Genomic DNA, 21,072 nt, shown 5'->3' on the forward strand with positions numbered 1-21,072 from the left:
CCGCTCCCACGATACGTGGGAGCGGGCTTGCCCCGCGATGGCATTACTGCGAATAGGTGCGCAGGAAGTTGCCGATGCGGCCAATGGCCTGCTCCAGGTCATCCACCCGTGGCAGGGTGACGACGCGGAAGTGGTCCGGCCACGGCCAGTTGAACGCCGTGCCCTGGACGATCAGCAGCTTCTCCGAGAGCAGCAGGTCGAGGGCGAACTTCTCGTCGTTGAAGATCGGGCACACCTTGGGGTCGATGCGCGGGAACGCATACAGCGCGCCCATGGGCTTGACGCAGCTCACGCCGGGGATCTCGTTGAGCAGTTCATAGGTGCGGTTGCGCTGCTCCAGCAGGCGGCCAGGCGGCAGTACCAGGTCGTTGATGCTCTGGTAGCCGCCCAGGGCGGTCTGGATGGCGTGCTGGGCCGGCACGTTGGCGCACAGGCGCATGTTGGCCAGCATGTCGATGCCTTCGATATAGCTCTGGGCATGTTGCTTGGGGCCCGAGATGATCAGCCAGCCGGAACGGAAGCCTGCCACGCGGTACGACTTGGACAGGCCGTTGAAGGTCAGGCACAGCAGGTCCGGGGCCAGCGATGCGGTGCTGATGTGCACGGCCTCGTCGTAGAGGATCTTGTCGTAGATCTCGTCGGAGAACACCACCAGGTTGTGCTGGCGCGCCAGCTCCAGCATGCCCAGCAGCAGCTCCTTGGAGTACACGGCGCCGGTGGGGTTGTTCGGGTTGATGATCACCAGGGCCTTGGTGTTCGGGGTGATCTTGGCCTTGATGTCTTCGAGGTCAGGGAACCAGTCGGCCTGCTCGTCGCACAGGTAATGCACCGGCTTGCCGCCGGCCAGGCTCACCGCGGCAGTCCACAGCGGGTAGTCGGGGGCCGGGATCAGCACTTCGTCGCCGTTGTTGAGCAGTGCCTGCATCGACATCACGATCAGCTCGGATACGCCGTTGCCGAGGTAGATGTCCTCGATGCCGACGCCTTCGATCTGCTTCTGCTGGCAGTACTGCATCACCGCCTTGCGCGCGCTGAACAGGCCTTTGGAGTCGCTGTAGCCCTGGGCGGTGGGCAAATTGCGGATCACGTCCTGGAGGATTTCGTCCGGCGCCTCGAAGCCAAACGGCGCCGGGTTGCCGATGTTCAGCTTGAGGATGCGGTGGCCTTCCTCTTCCAGGCGTTTGGCGTGCTTGAGCACCGGGCCGCGAATGTCGTAGCAGACATTGGCGAGCTTGTTCGATTTGCTGAACTGCATGATGGGATCCTGATTGGACAAGGCGCGGCGCGCCGCCGGTGAAAGGTTTGAAAAGGGCGAGGCGCATGCCAGACTGGCTGGCTTGGAAAGCCAACTAATATACGTTCCACCCGCGCCATAAATAAAGACGGTGCGAGGTGAAATTCAGCCTGCCGAGGTCCCTTCATGCAAAAGATCGACAAGACACTGGACGAGTGGCGCGCCATGCTCGACCCCGCCCAGTACCAGGTGTGCCGCCTCAAAGGCACCGAGCGGCCGTTCAGCGGCAAGTACAACAGCGAGCGGCGCGACGGCATCTACCACTGCATCTGCTGCGACCTGGCGCTGTTCGACGCCAAGGCCAAGTTCGACTCCGGCTGCGGCTGGCCGAGCTTTTACCAGCCAATCGAAGAGGCCGCGATGATCGAGATCCGCGACACCTCCCACGGCATGATCCGCACCGAAGTCACCTGTGCGCAATGCGACGCCCACTTGGGCCACGTGTTCCCCGACGGCCCGCCACCGACTGGCCTGCGTTACTGCATCAACTCGGTGTGCCTGGACCTCAAACCCCGCGATTGAAGGAGCAAACGCATGGCCGATGCACTGCTGGACATCCCCTGCGTCACCCTCGGTGGCGAGCAGAAAGTGCTGGGCGATTTCGCCGGCAAAGCGCTGCTGGTGGTCAACACCGCCAGCCAGTGCGGTTTCACCCCGCAATACAAGGGCCTGGAGCGCCTGTGGCAGGACTACCGCGAGCAAGGCCTGGTGGTGCTGGGCTTCCCCTGCAACCAGTTCGGCAAGCAGGAACCGGGTGATGCCCGCGAGATCGCGCAGTTCTGCGAGGTCAATTTCGGTGTGAGCTTCCCGCTGTTTCGCAAGGTCGAGGTCAACGGCCCCGGCGCCCACCCGCTGTTCGCCGCGCTCAAGCAGCGTGCCCCGGGCCTGTTGGGCTCGCAGAAGATCAAGTGGAATTTCACCAAGTTTCTGCTCGACCCGGCCACCGGCAAGGTCACTCGCTACGCGCCGACCACCAAGCCCCAGGCCCTGGAGGCCGACATCGAGCGTTTGCTCAAGCGCTGATCGGCACCCAGTGATCGATCAGCGCCAGTAACTCTTCGCGGCGGAACGGCTTGGCCAGGTAGTCGTTCATGCCGGCGGCGCGGCAGCGCTCGCGCTCCTCGGGCATGGCATTGGCGGTCAGGGCGACGATGGGCAGTTCCGGCCAGCGTCCGCTCTGGCGTATGCGCCGGCTGGCTTCGTAGCCGTCCATCACCGGCATGTTGCAGTCCATCAGCACCAGGTCGAAGGTTTCCTGCTCGAGGAACTCCAGGGCTTCGGCGCCCTGGGCGGCGACTTGCACCTGGCAGCCGAGCTTGCCCAGCATGCCTTTGGCCACCAGCTGGTTCACCGGGTTGTCCTCGACCAGCAGGATGCGCGCCCGCCGCTCCTGTGCCATCGACACCTCATGGGGCAAGGGCGCGTTGGCCTCGCCCTGCAGGGTGCGGCGCAGGGTGTGGTAGAGGGCGTTGCGCGCCAGGGGACGGGCCAGTTGTTGCAGGGGTGCCAGTTGCGTGGCCTGCTCGCTGGGCAGGAAGCTGCCGTAGGCGGTCACCAGCAGGATCGGCGCCTGGATGCTTGGACGCAGCGCCAGTACCGGGTCCAGGTCATCGGTGATCAGCAGGTCGACGGCCCCGCTCAGCTCACTGGCCGCGTCGATCCGCGCATAGTCCAGCCCCCAGCCCGGCAGCAGCCCCTGCAGCAGCTCGGCCAGACCGCTGCCGGCATGGGTCAGGGCCACCACACGCCCGGCCAGTGGCAGCGGCGGGATCGCCTCGGTGTGGGCGGGTAGCGGCAGGTCGGCGCTGAAGCGGCTGCCAAAGCCGGTTTCGGACTGGATGTGCAGGCGGCCTTGCATGGCCTTGCACAGGTTGTGGGTCAGGGTCAGGCCCAGGCCGGTGCCGCCGTACTGGCGGGTGATGCCCGCGCCAGCCTGGGTGAAGGGCTGGAAGATACGTGCCTGGGCCTCCTCGGGGATGCCGATGCCGGTGTCGCTGACCTCCAGGCGCACGCCGCCGACGATGCTCGACAGGCGCAGGTCGACGCGCCCGAAGCGGGTGAACTTGAGCGCGTTGGACAGCAGGTTGCTGACGATCTGCCTGACCCGGGTGGGGTCGCCGAGCACGCTGCTGGGGAAGTTTGCGCTGATCAGGCACGTCAGCTCGACGCTGGCCGCGGCGTTCTGCGACAGCAGGTTGGCGGTGTCTTCGAGCATGGCCCCAAGGTCGAAGGGGATGCGTTCGAGCTCAAGCTGGCCGGCGTCGAACTTGGACAGATCGAGTATGTCGTTGAGCAGTTCCACCAGCACCTTGCCCGAGTCGTGGGCGATCGACAGCTGCTGGCGTTGCTCGCCGGCCAGCGGGCTGTCCAGGGCCAGGGCGATCATGCCGAGCATGCCGTTGAGCGGTGTGCGGATCTCGTGGCTCATGTTGGCCAGGAAGGCCGCGCGCGCCTGGGCCATGCCCAGGGCACGCTGACGTGCTTCGTCGAGCTCCTGGTTGGACTGGCTCAGGCGGTTGTTGCTGGCCTTGAGCTCGTTGGTGCGGGCCGAGACGATGTCTTCCAGTTCGTTGAGGTACTGCGTCAGGCGGTTCTCGGCGTTGCGCCGCTGCTGGATCTCTGTGGCCATGCTGACGAACTGCTGGTTGGCGACCTTGACCAGCACGCCGATCTCGTCGTTTTCATGGCCCTTGGGGCAGTCCACCCGGGTTTGCCGCGGCGTGCGCGCATCGCCGCCGCTCAGGGCGCTGATCACCGTGACCAGCGGTTTGGTCAGCATCAGGTAGAACAGCGCCAGGAGGATGCCGGTGAGCACCAGACTGCGGGCGAAACCGTTGAGCAGGGTAACCCCGGCGCGGTCGAGGAAGCGCCCGCCGAAGGCAAAGGTGTCGACGTCCAGGTACAGGGTACCCAGGTACTCGCCGGGCATGTGGGCCAGGTACAGGCGGTCCTGGAACTGGCGCTGCTCGCCGAACAGGAAGTCCGACAGCGGTCGGTAGCGGCTTTCCAGCCTGGGGCGCTCGGTATCGGCCAGTACCGTGTCGTTGTTGTCGATCAGGCGGGCGCGTAGCAGCGCCGGGGATTTGAGCAGGCCGCCAGTGAGTTCCTGGGCCAGTTCGGTGTCGATGTTGTAGGCAATCCGTGAGGCGGTGTCGTGGCTGATCTTCAGCAGCGCCTGAATTTCACGGTTGATGGACGCGTCTTCGCTGGCATAATCGATGCCGATCTGGATGAGACTGAGCAATGTTCCCAGGATGAAGCCGACCAGGACTGTCAACCGGGCTTGCTTGTATGACAGGCGATTGGTGAACTTGATATCCATGGGTCCCAAGCCGGTGATGTGCTCCGTGCGCTGCGCAAGCATAGCCGATCAGCCCTGGCTGCTGGCGGGTCTGTCAAACATTCAGCCTTGACCGCCATCGCGGGGCAAGCCCGCTCCCACGTGCTCGAGAGCGCCTGCTCAATCACGGCGTGGGAGCGGGGTTGCCCCGCGATGGCGGTCCGACGCTCTCATTGCCTGCTTTCAGGAGCCATCATGGACGCCCGCCTTACCGCTTTTCTCGACCGCGCCGAATCCGTCCTCGCGCGCCTCGAACCCTTGCTGCCCGCCCCACGCCCGGACATCGACTGGTCGCAAACCCTCGCCGCCCGCTGGCAGCGCGATGGCCGCAGCGGCTACCTGATGCCGCTTGAGGTCAGCCTCGACATCCGCCTGTCCGACCTGATCGGCGTCGATCAGCAGCGCGACCAGTTGGGCCGCAACACCCACCAGTTCATCAACGGCATGCCGGCCAACCACGCCTTGCTGTGGGGCTCGCGCGGCACCGGCAAGTCGTCGCTGGTGCGTGCGCTTTTGGCCGAACACGCAGGCCATGGCCTGCGCCTGATCGAAATCGAGCGCGACCACCTGGCCGACCTGCCGCGGGTGGTGGAGCAACTGCAAAAGCTCGAACAGCGCTTCATCCTGTTCTGCGACGACCTCTCGTTCGAAGCCGGGGAGGGCGACTACCGGGTGCTCAAGAGCGTGCTCGACGGCTCGCTGGAGCAGGCCCCGGACAACGTGCTGCTGTACGCCACCTCCAACCGCCGCCACCTGGTGCCGGAAAAACAGAGCGACAACGAAAACTGGAAGATGGTCGACGGCGAGTTGCACCCCAACGAAGCGGTGGAAGACAAGATTGCCTTGTCCGACCGTTTCGGCCTGTGGCTGTCGTTCTACCCGTTCAGCCAGGAGCACTTCCTCGATGTGGTCGAACACTGGATCGGCCAGTTGGCGCGCCCGGCCGGGCTGCGCTGGGAACGTACCGAAGCACTGGATATTCTCGCCGTGCGCTGGGCCACCGGCCGCGGCAATCGTAATGGCCGTTGTGCCTATCAGTTCGCCCGCTACTGGGTCGGGCTGCAATTGCTGGAGCAGAAATAAATGATCGACCTCAACGCCAGTGGCCAAGGCCTCGACGGCTACGCCCTGCTGGCCGCGCAAGTGCAGGCGCTGTTCGCCGACGAGCGTGACTTCATCGCCAACGCCGCGCAGTTCTCGGCCTTCCTGTACAACCAGGTGGATGACCTGAACTGGGCCGGTTTTTACCTCAACCGCAACGAGCAGTTGGTGCTCGGGCCGTTCCAGGGCCAGGTGGCGTGCGTGCGTATTGCGTTCGGCAAGGGCGTGTGTGGCGCGGCGGCGGCCACCCGGCAGACCCAGCGGGTCGAGGATGTGCATGCCTTCCCCGGGCATATCGCCTGCGACAGCGCGTCGAACAGCGAGCTGGTGATCCCGTTGCTCAAGGACGGGCGATTGATCGGGGTGCTTGACCTGGACAGCCCTAAGCTTGGGCGTTTCAGCGAGGCCGACCAGGCCGGGCTGGAGCGCCTGGCGGCGATCTTCCTGGAATTGACCGATTGCTGAAATGAACAAAGGGGCCTGCGAGGGCCCCTTTGTCTTTGTGCTGTCCCCCTTGCAGGGTTGGATCAGTCGTAGATGACCCGCTTCTTCCAGGTCTCGTCCTCGTCGGTCTTCAGGCCTTCGGTCAGTGCGTTCTGGTCGTCCGCTGCCGGCTCCATCTGGTCCAGTACCTGGGCGTTCGCCCGGTTCAGCAGCTTCTCCATATAGGTGAGCTGCTCTTCATACTGTTTAGGTTCGGGCTGCTTGCGCAGGTACTGCACGCCACGCTCGAAGGCCAGCCGCGCCTGGCCCGGCTGGTTCTGCTGCAGCGCCTGCTGGCCCAGGTTGTTGAAGAACTCGATATGCAGCAGCACCAGGATGTGGCGGATCTCCTTGACCCAGTACTTGCCTTCGTTGGTGGCCAGGAAGCCTTCCTGGGTAGCGCGCACGATCTGGTTGTGCAGCAGCTCCAGCAAAAAGCGCACGTCCTTGGCCTTGACCTCGGTGTGGATAGGCGAGGGCGGGTTGCCGACCGGGATCTTGTCGCCCTGGGCGATCAGGCCTTCAAGTTCGGCGATGCGCGCCTTGAGCTCGGCGCTGTGCTTGTCCAGGGCCAGTTGGCGCTGGTTGAGGTTGAGTTCCAGGCGGGTCAGAAGCAGCTTGAGCGCCGGGGTCATGAACTGGCCGGGGAAAGTTTCGGTGATTTCACCGCAGCGGCGCAGGCGGTCGGCCAGTTCCACCTTGAGCCGAGCACGTTCGAGCTTGTTGTTCTCGACCACGTTGTTGAGGTAGCCGATCACGATCAGCAATGCGATACCCGCAACGATAAGCAGGGTGATCAGAAGTGGTGTCACCGTAAACGCCTCATGAAGAAGTTTTGCATCTGTCGAGAGTGTAGTGAGTTCGCTGAAAAGCGAACAGTGCAGCCTGGCGGACAGCGTTGGGTCGTGCCGTTCGCCGTCGACCGCAGCTACTGCTATATGTCGGCCGCAGTCTGGATTTCTCCAGATGCTGGCGCATTGCCATGAGCTTGCCGGGCTACCGTCAGAAAATCAACGCCAATCCCTGGGCGCACCTGTCAGCACCTTATAGGAAAGCGGGAAGTCATTGATTTAAATAAATTTCTACAAAGGGGTTGACGGCTTTCCATGGCATCCATAGAATGCGCGCCACTTGCAGCGTAAAGCACGCAGCGGAACGCGGCAGGGAGTGAAGATGTAGCTGTGTCCCCTTCGTCTAGTGGCCTAGGACACCGCCCTTTCACGGCGGTAACAGGGGTTCGAGTCCCCTAGGGGACGCCAATGCGGGAATAGCTCAGTTGGTAGAGCACGACCTTGCCAAGGTCGGGGTCGCGAGTTCGAGTCTCGTTTCCCGCTCCAGTTTCTCCGGCACTGTTTAGGCAGGGCAGGAAAAGAAAATCCAGGCGCAGTCGCGAGGTTGCTGTTCTGGTGCGCTGCAAAGCGTCGGCTTAGTCCCCTTCGTCTAGTGGCCTAGGACACCGCCCTTTCACGGCGGTAACAGGGGTTCGAGTCCCCTAGGGGACGCCATATTGCGGGAATAGCTCAGTTGGTAGAGCACGACCTTGCCAAGGTCGGGGTCGCGAGTTCGAGTCTCGTTTCCCGCTCCAGTTTCAACGGCGTCGTCTTGTACGGTGCAGGTGGTGAAGGTCTTCATAGCGCTTCACGCCAAATGCGGTATAGCTTCACTTTGCGGGAATAGCTCAGTTGGTAGAGCACGACCTTGCCAAGGTCGGGGTCGCGAGTTCGAGTCTCGTTTCCCGCTCCAAACATGAAAAACGCCACTCTTCGGAGTGGCGTTTTTTTTTGCTTGTATCAAGGCGCACGGTCCACCAGCACGGCCTCGATGCTCGGGAACTTCAACCAACTGGCCTTGTTGTCGAACGACACTTCCACCGACACTCGGAACTGATAGTTGAGCGCCAGTTTCTGCAGCTCTGCGGGGGTGACAGAACCCAGCTGCATCCTGCCTGCTTCAGTGGTCACCGGCACCTGGTCGGCGATGCTCAAGCGTATCGAATTGGACACATCGGCCCTCTCGATACCGTCGATCCAGGCGTTGACGTACTGCGAGGTGTCACGAAACGGCCAGTCGTCGAGGGTGAACATGGCGTTCCCTGTCAGGTTTCGCAGGTTCAACTCGGCGGATTGGATATTGACGCATTGCACGTACGGAAGGCCTTCGATCACCCTCACTGTCACGTAGTGCTTGCCTGACTCGTCCACTTTTTGCCCGTTTCTGATGATCTCGTAATACACCGGAACTTGCTGGCGCATGTAGGGCGCGATGCTCCTTTTGGGAATCGGGTATTCGCGTGAGCCGGGCTCCACCGGGGTGCTGGTGTCGAACGCGCCTGGGGTTGCGGGTGTACCCCAGTAGACATGAAAGTGCTCGTCCGGCCGGATGACTGCGCTGTCGGGAATCACCAGTGTCACCCCGCCGGTCGCATCGCGTGGCAGCAACGTACTGAAGTGCTCGCTGCCCTGTGCCTGCTTGATGCGTGGAGGGGCGAACGCACGTGCCTCTGGCGACGGGTCCGACATCAGTGTGCGTGCCAGCGAGCGTTGCACGGTCGTGCCTGCCCGGTCTTGCACTTCATAACGGGAGAAGCGGCTGCCCTTGCCCAATCGGCGTATGGCGCTACCCGGAAACTCAAGCTCAATGGGTTTGCTGATGCTGTGAAACTGCATGTCCTTGACCTTGACGTGTCGGCGTGCGATCTGTCGCATGCGCTTTGCATCCAGCAGTTCGACATCATCTTTGCCCAGCACCTTGATCCCGACGATGTCCTGCCCGGCCGGGTCATCGCTCCAGAACCACTTGAGGGTATCGCCCGGCTCGGCGCCGAGATAGGGCGGGACGGTGCCCATGAGTTTGTCGTTGTTGTACTCCAGGTACATTTCGGTGACACCGTCACGAATGACTTCGTCGGGGAATTGCAGTCGATCGTCATCCAGGTTGAGCAAAGGAGGCGTCTTGTCGACATACAAGGTCAGCGGGAGTGAAGGTGCCTCGGTATCGTTGAATGCCCTGACTACGTAGTGCAACTCGTGATACCCCTCGTACAGGTAATGAGGGGGGATCAGGACGAACAGTTCGTCGGGCTTGACGGGTTGGGTCCAGACCTTCTGCGCAAGCAGTTCCTGCTTGCGGTAGAGGAAGACATATTCGGGGGTGTCCTCGCTGGGCATAGAGAATGGCCACATCGCAAACTCGACGCGTAGCGGCAGGAAAGTTGCTCGGAACGACACCACATTAGGTATCTGGCCCTCTATGTCTGGCACCAGGTCCGGGATGCTGGGGGGGACCAGGCCTATCGGGCTGTCCATATGCCTGTTCGGGCGTTCGCGCTGTGTTCGGGTTGTACGTTGTTTGCTCGCCATGAGCGTTCTCCGGGGGCTGAACTGACAAAAAAAAGGAAGGCCGCTCGGCCTTCCTTTGGTTGAAATCACCAGTTGTAACGCACCCCGAAGTTGACGCCCCAGGGCTGTTCTATCTTGCGGCCGTTGCTGTAGTCGAAATCGGCATGGGCCTGCCACTTCTCGGCCCAGGCAACCGCCACGCCGACCCCGACTTCGCCGCGCGAGCCTGACAAGTCATTGTTGAAGCGGTTCGAGTTGACCTTGACCTGATTGTCATTGACGAATTCATGCACGGCCGCCACTCGCAGGTAGGGTTGAATGCTGTGGTTTTCACCGGCCTTGATGGTGCGCCCGACGGTGGCGCCAGCCTTGGCAAGCAGCGAGCGGGTGGCCTCGCTTTCGGCGCGCATGCCGTTGTCCAGCGTGTAGGCCTTGCCCTCGACCACAAGGCCCGAGAGCTGAGCGAAGGGTTCGAGGAACCAGTCGTCGGCCAGTGCCAATTGCCGGCCGATTTCCACGGATACCCCGGCACCCAGGTTGGCGTAGTCGCCCTTGGCCTTGCGGCCGTCACTCAGGTGTACGTCGGCCTTGTGCCGGAAGCGATTGAACCGTGCGACTGCATCGAGGTAGTAGCCGCTGTCGGGGTCGAGCCAGGTGGCGTAGGCGCCGGCGTGATAGCTGTCGACCGTGGCCGACGAGCCGCGTACCAGGCTCAGGTCGGAGGTGCTGTATCCCGCCGTGACGCCCATCAGCCAGTTGCCATCGCCGATGGCCAAGGGCGTATCGGCACCGATCGACAGGCCATGCTGCTGTTGCTGGTACGCAGCGCCGGTGGTGGCCGAGATATCGTGGCGGTTGGCGTAGGTGCGTACCCAGCCGCCGCTCTGCTGGGGGTTGCGGCGTACTTCGCCCATGCGGCTGCGCAGGGTGGCCAGCTCGCCGTACCAGATGGTAGGTGTCACGTTGCCGAGCGCCATCACTGTCTGCGTGCCGGAACTGAGGGTGCGGGTGCTGGCGTCCAGGAACCAGTCGTTGGGCCCGCGTTGTACCAGGTCATAGGCGTAGGCGCCCAGGTCCACCGGGCCGCCGACCAGCGAGAACTGCGCATCGCCTGCGGCGGCATGAACCACATGCAGGCTGGTGTCATTCAGTGGATCGCTGCCGCTGCTGCTGATCAGCAGGCCGTGGCTACCGGTGGCCGTGCCGGTGATTTCGAGGTGGTCCGCCTGCCCGGCAGCGAAATTGGCCTCCATGATGAAGGTGCCGTTGCCTGCGAGGTTGTCCACCGACAGGGTGAAGAACTCACCAGGCCCGCCGAAGCGCACCGCACCGTCGTTCAGGGTCAGGTCGCCGACCTGGCTGTCTTCGACCATGGTCCATTCGGCGCCGCTGTCGAGCCCGAGGCTGGCAACGTTCTTCAGGCGCCCTTTGAGCGTGGCGCCATTTTCCAGCAGCACGTTGGCCGTACCGCCGGCTGCGGCGACGATATCGCCCACCAGTTGGCTGTCGTTGACCCGCAGGTCGGCCGAGCTGTTGCCGCTGACCTCCAGCAATACGCCATTGCCCCCGCTCAGGGTTGAGCCATTGAGCACTTCGATACTGGCTGACGCCGGCGTACCCAGCCCACCCACCAGGATGGCCGAACCGCTGCGCCCCTCTACCAGGCTGTTGTCGATGACCAGCCGGGAGCCGTCGGGGCCTTGGTTTTCACGAACGCGTACACCGTTGGCGCCACCACTGATGACGCTTCCCTGGGTGGCGACCAGGGTGCCGCTGAACAGCTGCGCTCCTGCGCTGTTGGCCTTGGTGCCACGCAATTCGCTGCCTTGCAGCGTGGCTTGGCTTGCGTTGATCAGGGCACCCTGATCGCCGCCCTCGATGGTGCTGTCGATGATCAGGGCGCTGGCGCCCGAGTTCAGGCCCAGGCCGCGTGCATCACTGGTGACGCTGGTGCGCTGCAGGATGGCGCTGGCGCCGATCAAGGACAAGCCGGTGGCATTGGGTTGTGCGTTGACCTGGCTGTCGGACAGGACCACGCTCGAGCCTGCTTCCGCCGAAATCTGCAGGGTGGCGGCGCCGTTGCCGGTCAGGGTGGCGGGGCCGACGACACGGTAGCTGTCCAGTGCCGTGCTGGCGTCAATCAGGGTGTCGACGATGATGTTGGTCTGGGCCCAGGCCGAGGTGGCGAACAGCAGGGGGCTGAGCAGGGCGAGCCGGTTCAGGCGGGGTAGGGCGAGGGAGTGGCGCACGTTGCTTGGCATGGTGTTTCTCATCGAAATTACTGTGTCTGTAGGACCCTTCTCTTCTTTGCGAGCTACGGATCAGTGAGCGCCGTAGGGTAAATATCGAAATGAGCTTTTGGTGTAGGAATTACCTTATTCGTGCTAGTGCTAAGTCTTACGTTGCGCAGTAGGCAGCGACGGCCCTCGAGCTGACCGCCGCTGCATTGCGTTCATTTTCTGATGAGCGCCAGGCAATGGCCGCCCGTTTCATTGTTGGAAAGGCTGAGCCTGTTGCGTGCCCAGGGCGACGGGTCCTGGAGCAAGGCTATCGAGTAGCGCACCTCGCCCCGCGCAGCCAGGGGGGCAACGTCGAAGATCGGCTTGATGCGGGTCGCATAGGGCTCAATGCGCCAGGTGAACCCCTCGTTGATCATGGTTTCGTCCAGGGTGATGGTTTCCGGGTCTCCCAGATTGGGAATCGGATTGCCAGCCACGATGGCATCGAAGGCTACCCATTCCAGCGTGATCTGCGCGCCAGGCTGCACTTTGAGGTGGCTGCAAGCAGGGATCTTGACCCTGAACGCCGGCTGGTCGTTGTCGGGCTCCCACAGTGAGTTGCAGTTCAGCCACCCGTTCTCGCTGAGCCCCTCGAATGTCGGGATGCCAGGGGTCATGTCGATGGCTTCGACGATGACCAGGCGCGGGTTCGATTGCTGCTCGTTGAGTGCATCCTCGGCGGCGCGTACGGTGTAATAGACCTCCAGGCCAGGGGCTGCGTGGTTGCCTGCGGCTTCGATATCTGCCCACGGGATGGACACCGTCCTGCTCGCACCTGGAGTACCCATGTCGATGGTGTGCCGAGCGCTCTCCACCAGCCTGCGGCCCCAGTAGAAATCCACTACTTGCCCAGTCTGCGCACCTGTGTAGAGTTCGAACGTCAGTTGCGCAGGTTGGCCGTTGTCGGCTCTGACCAGATGGTTGTCCAGCCCCGAAGCGCTGCGCACGCTGGGGCTCAACAAAGCCGGGTTGATCGGATTTGGCCAGTCCGGGTCCGGGTCGGGGCGAGGTGGGCCGGCAATGGTGAAGTCAACGTCGATAATGATCTCCTGCGGTCCGTAGGCCGTCTGGCCGCGCATCACGCTGTATTCGACTTTGGTAGATACAGGTACGGGGGAGTTGCCGAACGCTGCATGCAGAACGTCCTTGTCCACCTTCATGACAAGCGGAAATGGCTGCGTGCCCACCGGTACATTAGGCAGGGTCTGGCTGCCCCATTTGGCCCGTATCAAATCCGTGCTCTTGTGGTGCTGGTACTCGGGGATCTCCAGGTAAACCCCCTGTTGCGCATCCTTGAAGTCGATGATGTTGTCGTCCCTTGCCAGGGGGACTTCTGGAGGCAGCAGGGCTGCGGGCTCTTCGCCAAGTACCACGTCAAGGTAGGCCGGCAGGGAGATTCGGCTACGGTTGCCGGCCTTGTCGTACAACAGATAGACCACCAGGTGATGGCCATCGCCGAGGCGGCGGATCAGTTCTGTCGGGATGCTGGTCTTGCGGTCGGGAGCGATGGCTCCGGAGGCGGCGGACTGGCCGAAATCACCCAGGTCTTCGGGCAGTTTCTCCAGGTAGTAGAGCTGGAAGAAATCGCCCCCTTGCGGGGCCGGGTAGATGGGCAGGGTCACTTCGACGCCATCGGGATGCTGCCCCAGGTAGGTTTCGTTGATGGGGTCAGGTGGCAATTCGGCCAGAGGGGGTTCGCTGCTGCCCCAAGGGGGCGTGCTGTCGCAGATCAGCGCGATGCTGCTGGAGGTGCTCGGCTGGTCGGCGTAGTTCACGTGGCGGTAGCGGATCCACAGCCTGCCGTCGCGAGGCAGTTGTGCCTGAGGGAATGCCATATAGTGAGGAAACTGCTCGGGCAGTATCGGGGCATCCAGGCGTTCCAGCGGGCCGATATCCACGAAACTCGGCTCAACACCGGTCAATGAATATTGCAGCTGCAGTGTTTCGAAACCGTAGGCCGGATTATCGGGCAGGAATGTCCAGGGCGGAATCATGATCAGCAGGTCGTTGTCCAGGGCCTGGTGAGGCAAGGTGCCGTCGCTCTGGTCGATGATGACGGGTACTTCGGGGGCGCCGACGGACATGCGGATGCCGAGTTGTCGGATGAACTTCAGTTTGTTGATTTGTTGGCGGACTTGTTCGGCGCGGTTGCGTTTCTTGGAAGTAGCACTTGATTTGCTCATGGGTTTCTCCAGGTGAACAGTTAACTACATCGTGTTGAACAAGTTGCTCCGGTAATGATGTGGTTGGTTATCGATCTCTTGGCGGTGTTAAATTTCCGATGGTATCTGTAATTGGTTGTTTCAGGTTGGTGATGAACTGGCTTGGGTGTTTAGGTTGTGAATTTCAATATTTCACGATCGTAGATCTATTGCTGCGCCAGTCCGCACTCTGGTGGCTTGACGTGATAAAGCTTTAGGCATGCGGAAGCTGCTATTCATGGAAATGTCATTCTGTATGGCATAGGCTTTGTCGAGCAGTGATGCAGATGATCCAGATCTAGTGACGAGCGGGGTGAATGCTTTTGCAGAAGTTGCAGGGGTAATTGCTTTTACTGAAGTTAAGGGGGATATGACCATTGCGGGCAGGGCTAAGATTAGTGCCGTGTAGTTGAGGTATTCCGCGACTTTCATTCTATCCTCACTGCCTGACAACTGGGCCTCAACGGACATGGTCGAGCTCGCAATCCCCACCACGGTAGAGCTTATAAGGCTGGCTAAGACTATCTTCTTGAGGGTCGCTGCCGTGGCTGCCGACACGGCTACGCCTGCAATAGTCGTAGTGGTGGATGCTGCAGTTGCGGTTGAACCTGCTGAAATTACACCCGCCATCGCAGGCCCAGTCGCCGGCGCAGCCGTTCCCGCAGTAAGCACTGTAATGGCGATAAGCGCGAGGGTAATCACCGTAGTCACAATAGGCACGATTATGGATGCGAGACTGACCTGCGGTCCCGCCCATGAACTCGTCCGCTCCAACTCCTCCCGTGTCTGGCTGGTCCCGCTAAAACCAACGCTGTAATGCCCGGTCGGGTCGCGGAAGGTCACCGGGTTGCCCTGGCAATACCCGTAGTAGTTCAGCCCACCCGCGCCGAACGGGCTGAGCGCATCCGGGCTGTGGAAGCGCATCAACACCGGGTTGTAGGCGCGGTAGCCATTGCCCAGCAGGTACCAGCCGCTGTCCGGGTCGAGGGCCTCGCCGTTGTAGCCCAGCGCGCAATCCACGGGTTGTTCGCTGTGGTGCTCGCCATAGGCGCTGTAGCGGCTGCTGCGCAGCGCCGTGCCCAGGCTCTCGGCGACCACGCTGTGGCTGGCGCTGGTGTGCAGCAGTAGCGGCGGCTGCGCGCCAGGGCCGCTTTGCTGCTGCCCCAGGGGCTGCTCGCCATGGTGGCAGTACAGCGTTTGCAGGCCGTTGCTTACCGCCATGCGCAGTTGCGCTCCGTCATACAGGCGCAGGTTTTGCGCGCCTGTGCCGCTGGCGCTGGCGACCAGCAGGCCGCCGGCGTCGTAGCGGTAGCTGTTGCTGGCCTGGTCGATACCCAGCAGGCGGTTCTGGCTGTCGTAGTGCAACTGACGGCCGCGCTCGTCGCGGGTCAGGTTGCCGTTGGCGTCGTAGCTGAACCGGGGGTTCGGTTCGTTGCGCGGTGGGGAGTAGTCGATACCGATCAGCTGGCAGGGGTCGCTTTCGGCATAGCTGAACAGCGCCAGCTCGCGGCTTGGCTCTGCGGCGAAAGTAGTGAAGGTCATGTTGATGTTGTCGTAGGCATCAAAGCCGAATACCTGGCTGGTCATTTGCCGACCTTGTGCATCCACAGGCAGCTCCGGGCCATTGCACTCATGCTTGATCAGGCGGGCGCGGCCGTCGTATTCGAAGCTTTCCTCCAGCAGCGAAACACCCGCCTGGCGCAGGTGCCGGCCTTGCAGCAGGTTGTCGTGCGCCCAGCTTTGCTCGAGCGTGCGTTCGGCCTGGCCGGCCTGGCGCCAGGTGCGCATTGTTTCGCGGTCCTGGTCGTCGTATTCGATATGGGTTTCAAGGCTGCTGGCGCTGGCCAGGTCCGTGCTGGTCAGCAGTTTCAGCCGGCCAAGCTCGTCATATGCGAATTGCACCTGCACGTCCCCCTGGTGCTTGACCTGCAAGCGACCATACGAGTCGTGTGTGTATTGGGTGGCGACGCCATTGGCTTCGTAAGTGTTGATGAGCCGGTCGCTCACCGAAATCTCGTGGGTCGTACTCCAGCGTTTGCCGCCGGGTTCATCCCAGTGCTCGGCGACCAGCTGGTTGGCCAGGTTGTAGTCGAAGCTGCGTGTGCCTTGCGGGTTCTTGCTGGTTTGCAGGCGGGCGCTGACCTTGTCGTAGGTGAAACTGGCCGGATCGTCCGGGGCGCTGTAGCTGATCGGCTCATTGGTCAGCTGCAGGTTGTAATCCAGTTCGATGCGTTTGCCTGCCGGGGTGATGTGCCAGCGAGGCTGGCTTTCGCCTTCGCGGAACTGGAAGTACTCGACGCGTTTGCCACTGCTGACGCCAATCAGCCGGTCGAGGCCGTCGTGGTACTGCTCACCGATCTGGCGGGCTGGCAGGTTGACGTTGGCCGGGGTCACCACCAGGCTGGCGGGCAGGTCTTCGCTGCTGTGTTCGGCGTAGGTTCTGCTCAGGCGCGTGCCCTCCGGCAGCAGGGTGCTGAGCATGCGATCCCAGGGGTCATAGCTGAATGTGGTGGTGTGGCGGCGCTCGTCGGTTTCCTCGAGCGTGCGCCCCAGGCCGTCGTACAGGTAGGTGCGTTCGGCAAGGGGGTCGCCCAGCGCATTCAGGCGCCTGACTTTCACCGGCTTTTCGAACAGGTTGAGCCAGGTTTCGCGGTTGGCGCTCTTTACCCTGGCACGCTGCGTGACTCGCGTGTTGCTGCCGCGCAGGGTGATGGCGCTGGTGCGTACATCGAGCGTGCCGCCTTCGCGCCAGCTACGGCGCACCGGCCCTGCATGGAACGAGCTCCCGATGGGGTCGAGCGCGTCGTGCTCCTCGACCCCATCGGGGCCGATCACGCAGCACTGCTCGCCCCAATCGTCATACCGGTAGCCGGTTGTCAAGGTCAGCAGCCGGGTGCCCTTGAGCCAGTCGGTGTGCGTTTCGCTCACGCGGTTACCCAAGGCGTCGTAGGCTACCGTCAGCAGCTCGAAAAACGTGTCGGGGCGCTGCTCGTGGATGTTGTCCCGGCTCTCTTTGACGATCCGGCCCAGGCCATCCAGCTCGGTCAGGGTGGTGACCCCGCGGGCGTTGCGGACCCACTGCCTGGCAATGTCACCGTGGTTGGCGCAGAGGGTGTAGGTATACAGCTTGCTCGCGGCGTAATCGGTGCCTGGCGACACCCACTCGCGGGTGACCCGGCGCAAGGCGTCATGCTCGCGCTGCAGGTGCACACCGTTCTCGTCGCGTTCGAACACGGTCTCGCCCAGCAGCAGCGAGCGCCGCTGCACGCTGGAGCGCTCGGTGCCGTCGTAGCCGAGCAGCTCGGTGGTGGTCTCCAGCACCGGGTGCCCACTCAATTCGTCGGTCAAGGCCTTGAAATGGTACTGGGTGGTGGTCTGTAGCTTGCCCAGCGTGCGCACCTGTTGGTACAGCCGGCCATGCAGCAGGCTGCTGCCGGGGGCATCGACGTAACGGTTGAGGGTATGTTGCAGGGTTTGCCCCTGGTGCGACAGGGTCTGGCTGTGTTCGGCGAGCCAAGGCTCCAGCTGGGTGGTGTGGCCGGCCAGCGCGGGCAATTGGCGGTAGGTATAGGTGTGCACCAGTTCGGGCGCTCCCTGCTCGCCGTCGGGCGATGGGGTGACGGTCTTGCTCTTGAGGTAGCGCTTGAAACCGTAGGGGTCGCCGGGAAAACCGTCTTCTGCCTGCGGTTCGAACCAGATGCTGCGCTCGATCACGCCGTTGGGCTGTTTACGCCAGACCGTGTTGCCATGGCTATCGTATTGGGTCAATAGGGTTTCCAGGCGGCTGGGCGGCGTGTGGCCGTCCTTGCTCCAGCGGGTCTGCTCCGCGATGGGCAATTGCAGGGTGGCCACCTGCTGCGCGAAAGGCAGGTTGTCTTTCAGGTCGTAGGTGGTCATGAGTTCGTGGATGCTGCCGTTCTGGACCGTGCGGACCGACACCGGCAGGTGGAAGCGGTTGAAGGTGCGGGTGATGCTTTTCAACTCGCGGTTGCTGGCATCGCACAGGCTCTGCACGGTCTGGTACTGGTAGTTCCCGGTGTGCTTGTACAGGTTGTCCAGGCCATCGTCGCTCCAGGGGATCGTCGTGCCATGGCCCAGGAAGTTGCCGCTCGGGTAGCTGTAGTTGGTCTGGAACGCTACCTGGCCCAGGCCCGGTTCGACCGTGTGGCGGGTCACCCGCGGCAGTGGCGGGCGGCTGTTGCCGGGGAACAGGTGGCCGCCATCGGTGTATTGCAGGTATTCACGCGCGCCAGTCGGTGTGGTGACCTGCTCCAGGCAAACATGGCCCAGCACGTCGCGGTAGACAAAGCGCCAGCTGGCCTGTTCGGCGCTTGGCAGGACGATCGAAGTGACTCGCCTGTCCGCTTCCTGCAGGATCATCTTGTAGGTGGCTACCGGTTCGCCTTCGGGGCCCTGGTAGGGGCGCTCGCGAAACTCCACCTGGCCGCTTTCGCGCTCGATTTCCAGCAGGATCTGGTCACTCCCGTCACGCACCGCAGCAAGCATCACATACTCGGGGTTGAACGGGGTGTAGCTCAGCGCCAGCTTGTGCCCCTGGGGCGAATACACCTCCACCGGCAGGGCGATCAACCCCCGCTGGCTGCCCATTACCTCGAGGATTTCCACCAGCCCGGAACGGTGCACCACGCGATAGCGCCGGGCCCCGCCCGGGCCGGCAGGCTCGGTGTACAAATGAAAGTGCGCAAGCTTCTGCTCGGGCATGTGCAAGCGCGTGCCCTCTGCGCCGCTGACCTTGAACGACTCACCGGTAAAGGTGGTGAGCATGCCGTTATGCTCGGTGTATTGCGTCAGTTGCAGGTTCCAACCTCTGCCCCATCCCGAATCGATGGTGTTGAGCGGGTTGAAGTTCAGTGCCAGTTCAAAGTTCGGGCCCTGGAAAAAGTTTGCCCCCAGGTCCGGAAGTTTGATTGAAAGCGTGTATTGCCCGGTGCGGTTGTCTACACCGCTCTCCATGAAACTCATGAAGTTGAAGGCGTTGGAGTGCACGGAAGATTCCGAACTCATGGGAGCCTCTCACTTGCGCAGTGAATGGATATTCAGTGTGTGCGGTGCATGGACCGCCTGTTGGATAAACACTAATCAACTTGACGCGCACTGGCACCTAGCAGTTTTGTCAGGTGTCAGCCTGAACCAACGTCGTTATAACTTCGGTCCATTGAATAACCCATTACCACTTGGGGTGCTACATGGACATGCCGGACGTTGCTCATCTGGACCCGCGAACCAACTCGGTCAGTCTGGCTGCCCTGGGGGGCGGCCCGCTCGAAACCTGGATTACCTACCAAAACATCGCACCGAACGATCTGGTGCTGATCAACTGGCGGGGTCGCGGCGCGAGCGGCGAAGTCAGCGACTTGTTCGGCGAGCGCGATGTGGATGCGCTGGACGGTGCCGGGCGCTGGATGTTCCGCATCCCCAACAGCGTGCTCACGCCGCTCAGCGGGGGGATAGTGTTCTATTCCTTCCAGCGCCTCGACCAGGCTGGGCAGCCTGTAGGGGACGAGTCCCTGCGCCGCTACTTCTTCATCGACCGGCCAGCCTTGCCGATGTGGAAACCGGAAGTTGCGCAGTTGCGCGATGCCCACGACCTGGTCATCGATGTGGATGCGCTGAACCCCGCCGGGGTGCTGGCGGTTACCCCACCCTACGCGGCCATGGCGGTAGGGCAGCGCCTGACCCTGTTCTGGCGTCCCTGGGACGCAAGCGGCTCGGAAGGTAGCGAGGTCAAGCTGGTGCACGTGGTAAGTGCCGCCGAAGTGGGCCAACCGTTGCTTTGGCGCCTGGGCCACGGCGATGTTTACCCGTACATGTTCGGCATTGGTTACCTGCAGTACTGCATCGAGTACGACAACGGCACGCTTACCTATTCGCCCGAACAGCGCTTTTCCATCGTCTTTAGAGATCCACCCGCAGCACCGCTGCTGGCGGCCCCCAGCATTCCAGGGCTTGTGGGCGACCAGCTTGACCCGGATGACAATGCCTACCGAGACGGTGTATGGCTGATCGGCGAAAACTACCCCGAACTCGAACTGGGAGATTCGCTGCTGCTGTACGCCGAGGGGCCCAATCTCGAACTGCGCACCTTCCGTGCTGACGCCAGTTCGGTCGACAGCGGGCGGATCGCGTTCTTCCTGGACCGTGCCTGGCTGCAGAGTGAAGTCAACCGCGGGCAGGAGGTCACCTTCAGCTACGCGTTCGCCCGGCATGGCGCGCAGCGCCATTCGCAGGCGCTGACCGTGGCGTTGCGACGGCCCCTGCACCTGCCCTTGCCGATCATTCGCGATGCCAAACCCGAGGCCGGCGACGAGCTGCACCAGGGCACGGTATACCCACAGAACTTGCAGTCAGGGGCGCAGGTGAGCGTGCCCGATGACGCGGTGATCGATGGCGGTACCCTGCGCGTGCACTGGGAGGGCCACGGCAGTACTGGCAACATGGTCATCGGCACGCCGGATCCCGGCTACACGAAGCGCTTCTCGGTACCCAGGGCGGCCATGGCCGCCAACTTCGGCCGCCGGTTGTGGGTGTATTACACGGTGACCAAGCCCGGCCAGGCAGCCCAGGCCTCGGCCGAGTTCGACTTGCGGGTGGCGGACTACGAAGCGGCCAGCTACCCGTTGGTGCAATTGGACGGGGTCGTGAACCAACGACTGTCGCTGGCCCAGGTACCGGCCGCGGGGTGCCGCTGCCGGCTGGGCTCATGGCCCTTCATGGCCCCAGGGCAATACCTGGGCATGCACGCCGAGGGCGTGCCGCGCAGAGCCAAACGCCGCAAGGGCGTGCCGCACAGCGAGAAAACGGTCCGGTTCGAAATTCGCCCGCAGGGTACCGAAGTGACCGAGGACGAGTACTACGACAGTGAAATCGTGGGTTTCATAAGCAAGGCGTACTTGCAGGGGTTGAAGTTGAACCAGCAGTTCAGGGTATCGGTGCAGGCAAGTTTTGATGACGGCGAAACCTGGCGGGACTTCCGCTCGGTGGATATCACATTGGTCAACTGAAAGAACATGTCCAG

At 62.6% G+C, this 21,072-nt stretch carries 12 protein-coding genes and 5 tRNA genes; 10 read left to right on the plus strand and 7 right to left on the minus strand.

Features of this window, described 5'->3' with window-relative positions; all coding sequences use genetic code 11:
- Positions 1-43: 43 nt before the first annotated feature.
- Complete coding sequence (locus RTH46_RS23785) at positions 44-1,255, minus strand: pyridoxal phosphate-dependent aminotransferase (RefSeq protein ID WP_153786876.1); 1,212 nt, start codon at positions 1,253-1,255, stop codon at positions 44-46.
- Positions 1,256-1,420: 165 nt separating this feature from the next.
- On the opposite strand from RTH46_RS23785, the gene msrB reads away from it, so the two are divergent.
- Both msrB and RTH46_RS23795 read left to right on the plus strand, forming a co-directional pair.
- Positions 1,421-1,816 (plus strand): peptide-methionine (R)-S-oxide reductase MsrB, encoded by a 396-nt coding sequence (msrB, locus tag RTH46_RS23790; protein WP_110996440.1) that lies wholly within the window; start codon positions 1,421-1,423, stop codon positions 1,814-1,816.
- 12 nt (positions 1,817-1,828) lie between these two features.
- Entirely contained in the window at positions 1,829-2,317 is a 489-nt protein-coding gene (locus RTH46_RS23795; RefSeq protein ID WP_279846094.1) for a glutathione peroxidase, read from the plus strand.
- Here the strand turns inward: RTH46_RS23795 and RTH46_RS23800 are convergent.
- Positions 2,307-4,658: a response regulator gene (locus RTH46_RS23800; RefSeq protein WP_316906789.1), complete on the minus strand. Its 2,352-nt coding sequence runs from the start codon at positions 4,656-4,658 to the stop codon at positions 2,307-2,309. The two genes, RTH46_RS23795 and RTH46_RS23800, sit on opposite strands and share 11 nt — an antisense overlap.
- 171 nt (positions 4,659-4,829) lie before the next feature.
- On the opposite strand from RTH46_RS23800, the gene RTH46_RS23805 reads away from it, so the two are divergent.
- Positions 4,830-5,717, plus strand: coding sequence for an ATP-binding protein (locus RTH46_RS23805; RefSeq protein WP_316906790.1), 888 nt, complete (start codon positions 4,830-4,832; stop codon positions 5,715-5,717).
- Positions 5,718-6,200: a GAF domain-containing protein gene (locus RTH46_RS23810; RefSeq protein WP_279846097.1), complete on the plus strand. Its 483-nt coding sequence runs from the start codon at positions 5,718-5,720 to the stop codon at positions 6,198-6,200.
- Positions 6,201-6,262: 62 nt separating this feature from the next.
- Here RTH46_RS23810 and RTH46_RS23815 read toward each other — a convergent pair whose 3' ends face one another.
- A complete protein-coding gene (locus tag RTH46_RS23815) occupies positions 6,263-7,030 on the minus strand; it encodes a hypothetical protein (RefSeq protein WP_153786871.1) in 768 nt (255 codons plus the stop codon).
- A gap of 371 nt (positions 7,031-7,401) precedes the next feature.
- Between RTH46_RS23815 and RTH46_RS23820 the strand changes: the two genes are divergently transcribed.
- The 5 genes from RTH46_RS23820 (at position 7,402) to RTH46_RS23840 (ending at position 7,961) form a co-directional block, all read left to right on the plus strand.
- A tRNA-Glu gene (locus tag RTH46_RS23820) sits at positions 7,402-7,477 on the plus strand.
- Positions 7,478-7,479: 2 nt separating this feature from the next.
- Positions 7,480-7,555, plus strand: a tRNA-Gly gene (locus RTH46_RS23825).
- A 92-nt stretch (positions 7,556-7,647) separates the two neighbouring features.
- Positions 7,648-7,723, plus strand: a tRNA-Glu gene (locus RTH46_RS23830).
- Positions 7,724-7,727: 4 nt separating this feature from the next.
- Positions 7,728-7,803 (plus strand) — tRNA-Gly (locus RTH46_RS23835).
- A gap of 82 nt (positions 7,804-7,885) precedes the next feature.
- Positions 7,886-7,961 (plus strand) — tRNA-Gly (locus tag RTH46_RS23840).
- Positions 7,962-8,008: 47 nt separating this feature from the next.
- Here RTH46_RS23840 and RTH46_RS23845 read toward each other — a convergent pair.
- The 4 genes from RTH46_RS23845 to RTH46_RS23860 form a co-directional block, all read right to left on the minus strand.
- Positions 8,009-9,577 (minus strand): hypothetical protein, encoded by a 1,569-nt coding sequence (locus tag RTH46_RS23845; RefSeq protein ID WP_316906791.1) that lies wholly within the window; start codon positions 9,575-9,577, stop codon positions 8,009-8,011.
- A 65-nt stretch (positions 9,578-9,642) separates the two neighbouring features.
- Positions 9,643-11,817, minus strand: a complete 2,175-nt coding sequence (locus RTH46_RS23850; protein ID WP_316906792.1) for an autotransporter outer membrane beta-barrel domain-containing protein — start codon at positions 11,815-11,817, stop codon at positions 9,643-9,645.
- Positions 11,818-12,008: 191 nt separating this feature from the next.
- Entirely contained in the window at positions 12,009-14,018 is a 2,010-nt protein-coding gene (locus RTH46_RS23855) for a hypothetical protein (protein WP_316906793.1), read from the minus strand.
- 171 nt (positions 14,019-14,189) lie between these two features.
- Entirely contained in the window at positions 14,190-19,061 is a 4,872-nt protein-coding gene (locus RTH46_RS23860; protein WP_316906794.1) for an RHS repeat-associated core domain-containing protein, read from the minus strand.
- 182 nt (positions 19,062-19,243) lie between these two features.
- On the opposite strand from RTH46_RS23860, the gene RTH46_RS23865 reads away from it, so the two are divergent.
- Complete coding sequence (locus RTH46_RS23865; RefSeq protein ID WP_316906795.1) at positions 19,244-21,058, plus strand: hypothetical protein; 1,815 nt, start codon at positions 19,244-19,246, stop codon at positions 21,056-21,058.
- Positions 21,059-21,072 lie beyond the last annotated feature (14 nt).

This window comes from Pseudomonas sp. zfem004 (genome assembly GCF_032621715.1).
Lineage (GTDB): Bacteria > Pseudomonadota > Gammaproteobacteria > Pseudomonadales > Pseudomonadaceae > Aquipseudomonas > Aquipseudomonas sichuanensis.